We start from the raw sequence: 14,138 nt of genomic DNA, 5'->3' as shown, positions 1-14,138 counted from the left end.
GGTGTGCGGGGTTCCGCTTTTTAAGTGGCCCCTCGCTGTCGCGGGCGTCACATTCGTTCGGTTTGACGCGGCGGTTTTGCTACCGTGTTAGGTAACGACTTGATAACGCGCAGCGGGGAAGGAGATCGATCTCGTGTCCAGTTCCACGATCACCGCCCCCCGTCCGGGCGCGACGACCCCGGGGGAATCATCGAATCCAGATGTCTCCCAGGGACGGAACGGGTCCCCGCGCAAGGGTGCTCGACTCGCCCTGCTCGACGGCGTACGTCTGCTGGCCGCCGTGGGCGTCATCTTCTACCACTACACCGCATGGCACCACGGCTACTGGGGGATCGAACCCGCCAAGGCCGCCTGGCCGAACCTGTCCCGGGTCAGCGTCTTCGGGAACATGGGAGTGCCGCTCTTCTTCGTGATCAGTGGTTTCGTCATCCTGCTCTCCGCCTATGGCAAGAGACCCGCCCAGTTCATCGGATCCCGTGTGGGGCGCTTGTTCCCTGCCTACTGGGTGGCCGTGCTGGCCACGGGGGTCCTGATCTTCTTCATCTGGCCATCAATGGGGGAGCGGCTGAGCTTCCTCGACTGGGTGGTGAACCTGACGATGATGCAGACCGGATTCCACGTCCCGCACGTCGACGGTGTCTACTGGACGCTCTGGGTGGAGATGCGCTTCTACGGCCTCATCCTGGTCTTGATGATGCTCGGGTGGGTCACGCGCCGCCGTATCCTGGCTTTCGCCGCAATCTGGCCCCTGGTGGGATTCCTGGCACCGATGATCTCAAGCAACTTCGTGCGACAGGCCCTCATTCCAGACCACGCTGCACTCTTTGCTGGTGGCATGTGCCTGTTCCTGATCTACCGGTTTGGCCACACGCCGCTCAGGTGGGCGGTGCTCGGCCTGAATGTGGTCCAGGCCGCGTGGCTGACCGGGAAGACCGGTAGCGCCGAGGCCATGGACCTGGTGGGGTACTCGGTCCCGCCCCAGGTCTACTGGGGCATCGTCGTGGGGATCTTCGCGCTGATCGCCGTCCTGGTGCTCACCCCGCTGCGCCGTGTGGATCTGCCCGGACTGTCGCTGGCAGGGGCACTGACCTACCCGATCTACCTGCTGCACGAGATCTGGGGCTGGTGGATCATCGACCAGCTCAGCGGGCACCTCCCGCGTCCGGTCATCCTCGCCCTGGCGATGGCTGCGTCGGGGATTGCCGCGTACCTGGTCTACCGGTTCGTCGAGCAGAAAATCGGGCGACGCCTCGGCAAGGCGGTCACCGCCGCAGTTGACTCAGTAGTTGCCCTGCGGGCGCCAGCGCGGGAATTCGCGGCACGTGCCGGTGCTGCCGAGGATTCCCGCAAGCCGATTTCCCGGGCGATTCCCCACAACCAAGGCGGAATCACCCGGGGCCTCTAAGCGGGTCCTGTCGATTCAGGCGTCGCGGGACAACAGCAGGGCTTCTCCCTGACCGCCACCGCCGCACAGGCTGACCGCTGCCTTGCCCCCGCCACGACGCTGCAACTCGAGGGCGGCATGCAGCGCCAAGCGTGCTCCGGAAGCGCCAATCGGGTGGCCCAGGGCAATGGCGCCGCCGTGGATGTTCGTCTTCTCCAGCGGGTAGTCCAGGTCCTTCAGCGACTGGCAGGCCACGGCTCCAAACGCCTCGTTGATCTCGATGAAGTCCAGATCGTTGACCGACCATCCTGCCTTTGCCAGGGCGGAATTGATGGCGTTGGAGGGTTGCGAATGCAGGGAAGTGTCCGGACCGGCCACCTGTCCTGGAGCTCCGATCACGGCAAGGATTTCCAGGCCCTTGCTCTCCGCGTACTGACGGGATGCCACGACGACGGCGGCTGCCCCATCGGAGAGTGGGGACGAATTCCCCGCAGTGATGGTGCCGTCCTTGGCGAAGGCCGGACGGAGTCCGCCCAGGGTCTCAGCCGTGGTGTTGGGTCGGATGCCCTCGTCCGTGTCGACGGTCAGCGGATCGCCCTTGCGCTGGGGAACCTGGAGCGCGACGATTTCGGCGTCGAACGTACCCGACTCCTGGGCAGCGGCTGCCCGCTGGTGCGATGCCGCGGCAACCTCGTCCTGCGGCAGCCGCTCGATTCCCAATTCGCCGTTCTTGGTTTCGGTGCTCACCCCCATGGACTGGCCGTCGAAGGCGTCGGTCAATCCGTCGTGGTCGACGGAATCGACGGCGGTGAAGCTGCCGTAGTTCCAGCCCTTCCGGCTGCCGGGCAGCAGGTGGGGGGCGTTGGTCATCGACTCCTGACCGCCGGCAACGACGACATCGGCCTCACCGAGGCGGACCAGGCGGGCGGCATCGGTGATGGCAGCCAGGCCAGAGAGGCAGACCTTGTTGATGGTCACCGTGGGGACGTCCCAGCCAATGCCTGCCTTGATGGCCGACTGGCGCGCCGGGTTCTGTCCACAGCCTGCCTGCACCACATGGCCCAGGATGACGGCCTGGACGTCGCCCGCAGGCACCCCTGCCTTGTCCAGCGCGCCGGTGATGGCCGCAGCGCCGAGTTCCACGGCGGTGAAACTCGCCAGCTGGCCCTTGAGCCGGCCGAAGGGGGTACGCGACCCCGAAATGATGACTGCGTCGCGGGGGTCGGACATGGTGCGCTCACTTTCGTCGAAAACTGGTCTTCTCCCAATTATCGTGACGCAGGCCATAATGACCAAAGTGCGGTGGCCCGCGGTGACGAAAGCTGCTGGGAGCCGCGGATGCATCGTCCGCAGGGCGGCCCGCCAAATTTTTTTGCTTCCGGTACGGGCCTTTTTGCCGAACATCTAGTATGGTGGACAGATTCTCCATAGACGTGTAATGTGGATCCTTGCGTCTTCCCTCTTTCCAGTCGGCCTTCATATAGCGGTGGGCCCGATGTTTGGTGGTGTTCCGGGTTCCTCATCCCGGGCGGGGATGGCGTCGGAAACCTGACGGTCTGTGGAAGGATCCATCTTGGTCGCCTCGAGCACCTCAAATCATCAAACCGCTAGTTCGGCCCGCACCGCGGAAGCGGCTGGCCGAATCACATTCGCAAAGATCCACGAACCTCTCGACGTGCCGAACCTGCTGGCACTTCAGGTGGAGAGCTTCGACTGGCTCGTTGGCAACGAGAACTGGAAATCCCGGCTGGAGAAGGCCCGCGCCGAAGGAATTGCCGGCGTCGCCGACACGTCCGGGCTGGCCGAGATCTTCGAGGAGATCTCCCCGATCGAGGACTTCCAGGGCACCATGTCCCTGAGCTTCTCCGAACCGGAGTTCGCGGACCCGAAGTACACCGAGGCCGAGTGCAAGGACCGCGACGCGACCTATGCGGCGCCGCTGTACGTCAAGGCCGAGTTCATGAACAACAACACGGGCGAGATCAAGCAGCAGACCGTGTTCATGGGCGACTTCCCGCTGATGACCGGCAAGGGCACCTTCATCATCAACGGCACCGAGCGTGTCGTCGTGTCCCAGCTGGTTCGTTCCCCGGGCGCCTACTTCGAGCGCACCCCGGACAAGACCAGTGACAAGGACATCTTCACGGCGAAGATCATCCCGTCGCGCGGTGCCTGGTTCGAGCTCGAAATCGACAAGCGTGACCAGGTCGGCGTTCGCCTCGACCGCAAGCGCAAGCAGTCCGTGACCGTGCTGCTCAAGGCCCTCGGCTGGACCGAAGGCCGCATCCTCGAGGAGTTCGGCCAGTACGACTCCATCCGCGCCACCCTGGAGAAGGACGCGACGGAGACGAAGGAAGAGGCGCTGCTCGACATCTACCGCAAGCTCCGTCCGGGCGAGCCGCCGACGGTCGACGCCGCCCAGGCCTTGCTGGACAACCTGTACTTCAACGCCAAGCGCTACGACCTGGCGAAGGTCGGCCGGTACAAGATCAACCGCAAGCTCGGTGTCGAGACCCCGCTGGATTCGCCGGACGCCTCGGTGCTGAACATCGATGACATCGTCGCGATGATCAAGTTCCTGGTAGCACTGCACGCCGGTGAAGCCACCGTGCCCGGCATCCGCAAGGGCGAGAAGGTCGACATCCGCGTGGAGGTCGACGACATCGACCACTTCGGCAACCGCCGCATCCGCGCCGTCGGCGAACTCATCGAGAACCAGGTCCGCACGGGCCTGTCCCGCATGGAGCGCGTCGTCCGCGAGCGCATGACCACGCAGGACGTCGAGGCCATCACGCCGCAGACGCTGATCAACATCCGACCCGTCGTGGCAGCGATCAAGGAGTTCTTCGGAACCTCCCAGCTCTCGCAGTTCATGGACCAGAACAACCCGCTCGCCGGACTGACGCACAAGCGTCGCCTGTCCGCGTTGGGCCCGGGTGGTCTGTCCCGTGACCGCGCCGGCATGGAAGTCCGTGACGTCCACCCGTCGCACTATGGCCGCATGTGCCCGATTGAAACCCCTGAAGGCCCGAACATTGGCCTGATCGGTTCGCTGGCAACCTACGCCCGCATCAACAACTTCGGATTCATCGAGTCCCCCTACCGCAAGGTCGTCAACGGCCAGGTCACCGACCAGGTCGACTACCTCACCGCGGATGAGGAACTCGAAGTCATCATCGCCCAGGCCAACGCCCCGATGACCGATGACCTGCACTTCGTCGAGGACCTGGTCCTCTGCCGCGAACGTGGCGGCGGCGGCGAGCCCGTGCTCGTCGAGCCGGCCGAAATCGACTACATGGACGTTTCGCCGCGCCAGATGGTCTCCGCGGCCACCGCGCTGATCCCGTTCCTGGAGCACGACGACGCCAACCGCGCCCTCATGGGTGCGAACATGCAGCGTCAGGCAGTGCCGCTGTTGGCCTCCGAGGCCCCCGTGGTCGGCACCGGCATGGAGAAGTACGTGGCGGTTGACGCCGGCGACTCCATCACCGCTGCCAAGCCCGGTGTGGTCACCGAGGTCTCCGCAGACCTGGTCACCGTCATGAACGACGACGGAACCGAGTCCGCGTACCCGATCATGAAGTTCGCCCGCTCGAACCACGGCAACGCCTACAACCAGCGTGTCCGCGTCGCCGAAGGCGATCGCCTGGAGTACCAGTCGATCATCGCCGACGGCCCGTCCACCGACAACGGTGAACTGGCCCTGGGTAAGAACCTCCTCGTGGCATTCATGTCCTGGGAAGGCCACAACTTCGAGGACGCCATCATCCTCTCCCAGCGCATGGTCTCCGACGATGTGCTGACCTCGATCCACATCGAGGAGCATGAGGTTGATGCCCGCGACACCAAGCTCGGCGCCGAAGAGATCACCCGGGACATCCCGAACGTCTCCGAGGAGGTCCTGGGCCAGCTCGACGAGCGAGGCATCATCCACATCGGTGCCGAGGTCGAGGCCGGGGACATCCTGGTTGGCCGCGTCACCCCCAAGGGTGAAACGGAACTGACCCCGGAGGAGCGCCTGCTGCGCGCCATCTTCGGCGAGAAGTCCCGCGAAGTCCGCGACACCTCGCTGAAGGTGCCGCACGGCGAGTCCGGCACGGTCATCGGTGTGCGCATCTTCGAGCGCGACAACGACGACGAGCTGCCCCCGGGCGTGAACCAGCTGGTCCGCGTGTACGTGGCACAGAAGCGCAAGATCACGGACGGCGACAAGCTTGCCGGACGCCACGGCAACAAGGGCGTCATCTCCAAGATCCTGCCGATCGAGGACATGCCGTTCCTGGAGGACGGGACCCCGCTGGACATCATCCTGAACCCGTTGGGTGTCCCGGGCCGTATGAACGTCGGCCAGGTCCTGGAGGTCCACCTCGCGTGGGCAGCCAAGCAGGGCTGGAAGATCGAGGGAGAGCCGGACTGGGTCAAGGACCTGCCGAACCTGCCGCGCGAATCCGGTCCCACCACGGTCGCCACCCCGGTGTTCGACGGTGCCCACGAGGACGAGATCCGCGGGCTGCTGGACCACACCAACGTGACGCGTGATGGCGATCGGCTGATCGGCAACTCCGGTAAGGCCCGTCTCTTTGACGGCCGCTCCGGCGAGCCGTTCCCGGAGCCGGTGTCCGTGGGCTACATGTACATCCTGAAGCTCCACCACCTGGTGGACGACAAGATCCACGCCCGCTCCACCGGACCGTACTCCATGATCACGCAGCAGCCGCTGGGTGGTAAGGCGCAGTTCGGTGGCCAGCGCTTCGGCGAAATGGAAGTCTGGGCCCTCGAGGCCTACGGCGCCGCCTACACGCTGCAGGAACTGCTGACCATCAAGTCCGATGACATCCACGGACGCGTGAAGGTCTACGAGGCCATCGTGAAGGGCGAGAACATCCCGGAACCGGGCGTTCCGGAATCCTTCAAGGTCCTCATCAAGGAAATGCAGTCGCTGTGCCTGAACGTGGAGGTCCTCTCCACTGACGGCAACCCCATCGAGATGCGGGACTCGGACGAAGAAGTGTTCCGGGCTGCGGAAGAACTGGGCATCGACCTCTCACGGTCGGAGCCGAGCTCCGTCGACGAGGTTTAGCACGACGGCGGTGGCCCGGCACCCCGTGCCGGGCACCCGCCGTCGTCCCCAATCCTTTTCCCCTCCCCGGCAGGTCCAGTACCTGCCGATGAACACCAGACTTCTTCAGAACAAGAGAGAGACAGGGACCATATGTCCAGCGAATCCTCATTCGGCACCATGCGCATTGGCCTGGCCACCGCGGAAGAGATCCGCGACTGGAGCTTCGGCGAGGTCAAAAAGCCGGAGACCATCAACTACCGCACCCTGAAGCCGGAGAAGGACGGTCTTTTCTGCGAAAAGATCTTCGGTCCTTCCCGCGACTGGGAATGCTACTGCGGCAAGTACAAGCGCGTGCGCTTCAAGGGCATCATCTGTGAGCGCTGCGGCGTCGAGGTGACCCGTGCCAAGGTGCGTCGCGAGCGGATGGGCCACATCGAGCTCGCCGCTCCCGTCACCCACATCTGGTACTTCAAGGGCGTCCCCTCGCGCTTGGGCTACCTGTTGGACCTGGCGCCGAAGGACCTCGAAAAGGTCATCTACTTCGCCGCCTACATGATCACCTCGGTCGACGAGGAGCGCCGCCACGCGGAGCTTCCGAACCTGCAGGCCCAGCACGACGTCGAGCGCAAGCAGCTCGTCGACAACCGTGACTCCGACATCGCGGCGATCGCCCGCGACCTGGAGAACGACCTCGCCAAGCTCGAGGCCGAGGGTGCCAAGGCAGCAGAAAAGAAGAAGACCCGGGACCTCGCCGACAAGACGATGGCCCAGGTGCGCAAGCGTGCCGACGCCGAGATCGAGCGTCTCGAACAGGTCTGGGACCGGTTCAAGAACCTGAAGGTCGCCGACCTCGAAGGCGACGAAGGCCTGTTCCGCGTGCTCCGCGAGAAGTACGGACTGTTCTTCGAAGGCTGCATGGGCGCCGAAGCCATCCAGAAGCGTCTGGAGACCTTCGACATGCCCGCAGAGGCCGAGCTGCTGCGCGACATCATCAAGAACGGCAAGGGCCAGCGCAAGACGCGTGCCCTGAAGCGCCTGAAGGTCGTCAATGCGTTCCTGACCACGACGAACAGCCCCATGGGCATGGTGCTGGACGCCGTTCCGGTGATCCCGCCGGAACTGCGCCCGATGGTCCAGCTGGACGGTGGACGCTTCGCGACCTCCGACCTCAACGACCTGTACCGCCGCGTGATCAACCGCAACAACCGCCTGAAGCGCCTGCTGGACCTCGGGGCCCCCGAGATCATCGTGAACAACGAAAAGCGGATGCTCCAGGAAGCTGTTGACTCCCTCTTCGACAACGGCCGCCGCGGCCGTCCGGTCACCGGACCGGGCAACCGTCCGCTGAAGTCGCTGTCCGACATGCTCAAGGGCAAGCAGGGCCGGTTCCGCCAGAACCTGCTCGGCAAGCGCGTGGACTACTCGGGCCGTTCGGTCATCGTGGTGGGTCCGCAGCTGAAGCTGCACCAGTGTGGCCTGCCGAAGCAGATGGCTCTGGAGCTGTTCAAGCCCTTCGTGATGAAGCGCCTGGTTGACCTCAACCACGCGCAGAACATCAAGAGCGCCAAGCGGATGGTCGAGCGCTACCGCCCGCAGGTCTGGGACGTGCTCGAGGAGATCATCACCGAACACCCGGTGCTGCTCAACCGTGCACCGACCCTGCACCGCTTGGGCATCCAGGCATTCGAGCCGCAGCTGGTCGAGGGCAAGGCCCTTCAGCTGCACCCGCTCGTGTGTGCCGCATTCAACGCCGACTTCGACGGTGACCAGATGGCAGTTCACCTGCCGCTGAGCCCCGAAGCCCAGGCCGAGGCGCGCATCCTGATGCTGTCGAGCAACAACATCCTCAAGCCCTCCGACGGCCGCCCCGTGGCGTTGCCGTCCCAGGACATGATCATCGGTCTGCACCACCTGACCACCAAGCGTCCGGAAGAAGAAGGACACGGCCACGCTTTCAGCTCGGTGGCAGAGGCGCTGATGGCGATGGACCGTGGGGACCTGCACCTGAACGCTCCCGTGCGGATCCGTGTGGATGGCTTCGTGCCGTCCGCCGAGCAGCCCGCTCCGGAGGGCTGGGTGGAAGGCACCCCGGCACTGATCGAGACCTCACTCGGTCAGGTCCTGTTCAACGAGACGCTGCCCGCGGATTACCCGTGGGTCTCCCGTGTCGCTGGCAAGGATGCGCTTTCTGACATCGTCAACGACTTGGCTGAGCGGTACCCCAAGGTCGTCGCGGCGGCAACGCTGGACAACCTGAAGGACGCCGGCTTCAAGTGGGCGACCCGCTCGGGCATCACGGTGGCCATCTCGGACATCACCTCGAACATGGACAAGACCGCCATCCTGGCTCCTTACGAGGAGCAGGCCCTGAAGGTCCAGTCGCAGTTCGACAAGGGTCTGATCGCCGATGACGAGCGCCGTTCCGAATTGATCGACATCTGGACCAAGGCAACCGACGAGGTTGCCGAGGCGATGCGTGCCGGCATGGAGGAACTGAACGTCATCAACCGCATGGTGACCTCGAAGGCTCGTGGTAACTGGCTGCAGTTGCGCCAGATCGCCGGTATCCGTGGCCTGGTGTCCAACCCTAAGGGCGAGATCATCCCGCGTCCGATCAAGTCCTCCTACCGTGAGGGCCTGTCCGTTCTCGAGTACTTCATCGCCACCCACGGTGCCCGTAAGGGCCTGGCTGATACCGCGTTGAAGACCGCCAACTCGGGTTACCTGACCCGTCGTCTGGTGGACGTCTCGCAGGACGTCATCGTTCGTGAAGCCGACTGTGGCACCGAGCGCGGCTTGACCGTGCCGATTGCCTATGTCGACGAGATCGGGACCGTGCGCATGCATGAGACCGTCGAGAACTCTGCGTACACCCGCACCCTGGCCGTCGACGTTGTCGACGGTTCGGGCAAGGTGCTGGCCGAGGCCGGCTCCGATGTGGGCGACGTCGTCATCGACGAGCTCTTCGCTGCAGGCGTCCAGGAGATCAAGGTCCGCTCCGTGCTGACCTGCGAGTCCGCAGTGGGCACGTGTGCACTGTGCTACGGCCGGTCGCTGGCCACGGGCAAGACCGTGGACATCGGCGAGGCCGTGGGCATCATCGCCGCACAGTCCATCGGCGAGCCCGGTACCCAGCTGACCATGCGTACGTTCCACACCGGTGGTGTTGCTTCTGCTGAGGACATCACCCAGGGTCTGCCCCGTATCCAGGAGCTCTTCGAGGCGCGTACCCCCAAGGGTGTCGCCCCGATCTCCGAGGTTGCCGGACGCGTCACGATCGAAGACGCCGAAAAGCAGCTGCGGATCGTCATCACCCCCGATGACGGCTCCGAGGAAATCGCCTACCCCGTGCTGCGCCGTGCGCGCATGCTCGTGGTCGATGGTGACTCGGTGGCGGTGGGCCAGCAGCTCGTTGCAGGTGCCATCGATCCGAAGCAGGTGCTGCGTGTCCTCGGACCGCGCGAGGCCCAGAAGTTCCTGGTCCGCGAAGTCCAGGACGTCTACCAGTCGCAGGGCGTGGGCATCCACGACAAGCACGTGGAAGTCATCGTCCGTCAGATGCTTCGCCGCATCACGGTCATCGAGTCCGGTGATACCGGCTTGCTGCCCGGCGAATTGGCCGACCGCAGCCGCTTCACCAGCGAAAACCGCAAGGCCGTGTCCGAGGGCAAGACCCCGGCATCGGGTCGTGACGAGCTCATGGGCATCACCAAGGCCTCGCTCGCCACGGATTCCTGGCTCTCCGCTGCATCCTTCCAGGAGACCACCCGTGTCCTGACGCAGGCCGCAATGGAAGGCAAGTCGGATCCGCTGCTGGGCCTGAAGGAGAACGTGATCATCGGCAAGTTGATCCCGGCCGGCACCGGTCTGGATCGCTACACCCAGGTCACGGTGGAGCCCACCGAGGAAGCCAAGGCCAACCTCTTCACCGGTCCGAGCGCCTTCACGGGCTTCGACTACGAAGGAGTCGAGCCGGGGATGAGCCCCGAGTTCCACGCCATCCCGATGGATGACTACGATCTCGGGAACGACTTCCGGTAGTACCAGCGGTCCATGGACCAACCGATGGCCGGCACCCTCAGGGGTGCCGGCCATCGGCATGTCTGCGTCCGTTTCACTGTTATTTCTAGGTGATTACACACCTAGGTGACTTCGCGCCTAGACGGAGAAAAAGGCAGAATTGGGCCGTAATGCGACGTGAGGGTGCGGTTTGTGCGTGGATTCGGCTGGGGAGTGGAGCCGGCGACTGGCCGGGGTCCCCATTCCTGGTTGATGCGACCCGGCGGTCGACGGTGCCGCGGCCGGCGCTGGCGATGGCCGCAGGCGCGTTTCCGGGCGGGTCCGCGGCCGTGTTAGGATATGGGTAATTGTTTTTATGTGTGGCAAATGGACACGGTCCGGGTTGCGGGGAACTTGCGCAACAAATGCCACACTTTTGCACGCCTACGGTCGACACCGCAAGCGCTGCGATGAAACGACCAAAAGCGCAGTGCCTGCCAGCCGCACGTTGGGCTCGGGCACAGCAGAACCAAGAAACCGGAGGACACGAAAGTGCCTACTATTCAGCAGTTGGTCCGCAAGGGCCGCTCGCCGAAGGTCAACAAGACCAAGGCCCCTGCCCTGAAGGGCAACCCGATGCGTCGTGGCGTATGCACCCGTGTGTACACCACCACCCCGAAGAAGCCGAACTCCGCACTGCGTAAGGTTGCCCGCGTGCGCCTTGCCGGCGGCGTTGAGGTCACCGCATACATTCCCGGCGTCGGCCACAACCTGCAGGAGCACTCCATCGTGCTCGTTCGCGGCGGCCGCGTGAAGGACCTTCCGGGTGTCCGTTACAAGATCGTCCGCGGTGCACTTGATACGCAGGGCGTGAAGAACCGTAAGCAGGCTCGCTCCCGCTACGGCGCCAAGAAGGAGAATAAGTAATGCCACGTAAGGGTCCGGCGCCCAAGCGCCCCCTCGTTTCCGATCCGGTCCACGGTGCACCCCTGGTGACCCAGCTGATCAACAAGGTTCTGGTCGACGGCAAGAAGTCCACCGCCGAGCGCATCGTCTACGGTGCACTTGAAGGTGTCGCAGCCAAGACCAACGCCGATCCGGTAGTTGCCCTCAAGAAGGCCATGGACAATGTCCGCCCGGCCATCGAGGTCAAGTCCCGCCGCGTTGGTGGCGCCACCTACCAGGTGCCGATCGAGGTCAAGCCGGGCCGCGCAACCGCCCTGGCACTGCGCTGGCTCGTGGGTTACTCCAAGGCCCGCCGCGAGAAGACGATGATCGAGCGTCTCATGAACGAGATCCTCGACGCGTCGAACGGTCTGGGTGCCGCTGTGAAGCGCCGCGAAGACACTCACAAGATGGCCGAATCCAACAAGGCATTCGCCCACTACCGCTGGTAACCGGCCTCATGCACGACGGCGGAGCGGGGCACCTCAGGTGCCTCCCCGCCGTCGTGTAGGAATCCACAGAAAAAGGGAGACAACGTGGCACAGGACGTGCTCACCGACCTCACGAAGGTCCGCAACATCGGCATCATGGCGCACATTGATGCCGGTAAGACCACTACTACGGAACGCATCCTCTTCTACACGGGTGTGAACCACAAGATCGGCGAAACGCACGACGGCGCATCGACGACTGACTGGATGGAACAGGAAAAGGAACGCGGCATCACGATCACGTCGGCCGCCGTGACCTCCTTCTGGGACAACAACCAGATCAACATCATCGATACTCCGGGCCACGTTGACTTCACGGTCGAGGTCGAGCGCGCATTGCGCGTGCTCGACGGCGCCGTTGCCGTCTTCGACGGCAAGGAAGGCGTGGAGCCGCAGTCCGAGACCGTTTGGCGCCAGGCCGACAAGTACGACGTTCCGCGCATCTGCTTCGTCAACAAGATGGACAAGCTCGGAGCCGACTTCTACTACACGGTCGACACGATCGTGAAGCGCCTGGGTGCCCGGCCGCTGGTCATGCAGCTGCCGATTGGTTCAGAGAACGACTTCGTCGGTGTCGTGGACCTCATCAAGATGAAGGCCCTCGTGTGGCCCGGCGACTCCAAGGGCGACGTGACCATGGGTGCGGCCTACGAGACCCGGGAAATCCCGGAGGATCTCCAGGCCAAGGCCGAGGAATACCGCGCCAAGCTGATCGAGGATGTTTCCGAGTCCTCGGACGAGCTGATGGAGAAGTACCTCGAGGGTGAGGAAATCACCAACGAGGAACTCGTCGCCGGCATCCGCAAGATGACCGTGAACTCGGAGGCCTACCCGGTCTTCTGTGGTTCCGCGTTCAAGAACCGCGGTGTCCAGCCGATGCTCGACGCCGTTGTTTCCTACCTGCCGTCGCCGCTCGACGTCCCCCCGATGATCGGGCACGACCCGCGCAACGAGGAAATCGAAATGACGCGTAAGCCGAGCGAGGACGAGCCGTTCTCCGCTTTGGCTTTCAAGATCGCCACGCACCCGTTCTTCGGGCAGCTGACCTTCATCCGCGTTTACTCCGGCAAGGCATCTTCCGGCCTCCAGGTGATGAATACCACCAAGGGCAAGAAGGAGCGCATCGGAAAGCTCTTCCAGATGCACGCCAACAAGGAGAACCCGGTGGATGAGGCACACGCCGGGCACATCTACGCCGCCATCGGCCTGAAGGACACCACTACCGGTGACACCCTGGCTGCGGTCGACGCGCCGATCGTGCTCGAGTCGATGTCCTTCCCGGATCCCGTGATCTTCGTGGCCATCGAGCCGAAGACGAAGGGTGACCAGGAGAAGCTCTCCACGGCCATCCAGAAGCTTTCTGCCGAGGACCCCACGTTCACCGTTTCGTTGAACGAGGACACCGGCCAGACGGAAATCGGCGGCATGGGCGAACTCCACCTGGATATCCTGGTGGACCGCATGAAGCGCGAGTTCCGCGTCGAGGCCAACGTGGGCAAGCCCCAGGTTGCCTACCGCGAGACGATCAAGAAGGCCGTCGACAAGGTCGACTTCACGCACAAGAAGCAGACCGGCGGTTCGGGACAGTTCGCCAAGGTCCAGATGGCCTTCGAGCCCCTGGATACCTCTGATGGAGTGTTCTACGAATTCAAGAACGCCGTCACCGGTGGCCGTATCCCGCGTGAGTACATCCCGTCCGTGGATGCCGGCATCCAGGCCGCCATGCAGTTCGGCGTGCTGGCCGGTTACCCGATGGTCGGCGTCAAGGCAATTCTGCTTGACGGCGCTTACCACGACGTCGACTCGTCCGAAATGGCATTCAAGATCGCCGGATCCCAGGTGTTCAAGGAAGGTGCACGTCGCGCCAACCCGATCATCCTGGAACCGCTGATGGCCGTCGAGGTGCGTACTCCCGAGGAGTACATGGGCGATGTCATCGGTGACCTGAATTCACGTCGCGGTTCCATCCAGTCCATGGAGGATGCCGCCGGCGTGAAGGTCATCAAGGCCAACGTTCCGCTCTCGGAAATGTTCGGATACATTGGCGACCTGCGGTCCAAGACCCAGGGTCGCGCCGTGTACTCGATGACTTTCGAAAGCTATGCCGAGGTCCCCAAGGCTGTTGCCGAGGAGATCATCCAGAAGTCCCGCGGCGAGTAATCGCCTCAGGAATCTAGACTCGTCGCAGACCGAAAGGTAGGCGGCACCGGGTTTGCCGGCCGGGCAGGGATGTCCGGCCGGCCTCCCCAGGCGAACG

Annotated in this window: 7 protein-coding genes; 6 read left to right on the top strand and 1 reads right to left on the bottom strand. The window is 63.9% G+C overall.

Annotation, left to right across the window (positions count from 1 at the left end; genetic code table 11):
* Positions 1-133: 133 nt before the first annotated feature.
* Positions 134-1,405, top strand: a complete 1,272-nt coding sequence (locus ABD088_RS03265) for an acyltransferase family protein (protein WP_343900038.1) — start codon at positions 134-136, stop codon at positions 1,403-1,405.
* 15 nt (positions 1,406-1,420) lie between these two features.
* Here ABD088_RS03265 and ABD088_RS03260 read toward each other — a convergent pair whose 3' ends face one another.
* Positions 1,421-2,614: an acetyl-CoA C-acetyltransferase gene (locus ABD088_RS03260; RefSeq protein ID WP_343900037.1), complete on the bottom strand. Its 1,194-nt coding sequence runs from the start codon at positions 2,612-2,614 to the stop codon at positions 1,421-1,423.
* A 343-nt stretch (positions 2,615-2,957) separates the two neighbouring features.
* On the opposite strand from ABD088_RS03260, the gene rpoB reads away from it, so the two are divergent.
* From rpoB to fusA, 5 genes are all read left to right on the top strand, one after another.
* Positions 2,958-6,464 (top strand): DNA-directed RNA polymerase subunit beta, encoded by a 3,507-nt coding sequence (gene rpoB, locus ABD088_RS03255; RefSeq protein ID WP_343900035.1) that lies wholly within the window; start codon positions 2,958-2,960, stop codon positions 6,462-6,464.
* 132 nt (positions 6,465-6,596) lie between these two features.
* A complete protein-coding gene (locus tag ABD088_RS03250) occupies positions 6,597-10,487 on the top strand; it encodes a DNA-directed RNA polymerase subunit beta' (protein WP_343900033.1) in 3,891 nt (1,296 codons plus the stop codon).
* Between the two features lie 510 nt (positions 10,488-10,997).
* Positions 10,998-11,372: a 30S ribosomal protein S12 gene (gene rpsL / locus ABD088_RS03245; RefSeq protein WP_343900032.1), complete on the top strand. Its 375-nt coding sequence runs from the start codon at positions 10,998-11,000 to the stop codon at positions 11,370-11,372.
* Entirely contained in the window at positions 11,372-11,842 is a 471-nt protein-coding gene (gene rpsG / locus ABD088_RS03240) for a 30S ribosomal protein S7 (RefSeq protein ID WP_343900031.1), read from the top strand. The genes rpsL and rpsG overlap by 1 nt, the downstream gene beginning before the upstream one ends.
* An 84-nt stretch (positions 11,843-11,926) precedes the next feature.
* Entirely contained in the window at positions 11,927-14,041 is a 2,115-nt protein-coding gene (gene fusA, locus ABD088_RS03235; RefSeq protein ID WP_343900029.1) for an elongation factor G, read from the top strand.
* Positions 14,042-14,138: the final 97 nt, after the last annotated feature.

Origin of the sequence: Arthrobacter rhombi (assembly GCF_039526245.1) — a bacterium.
GTDB classification, from domain to species: Bacteria; Actinomycetota; Actinomycetes; order Actinomycetales; family Micrococcaceae; genus Arthrobacter_H; species Arthrobacter_H rhombi.
The sequence above is the reverse complement of the archived record's forward strand: the minus strand, read 5'-3'. Positions and strand labels throughout refer to the sequence as shown.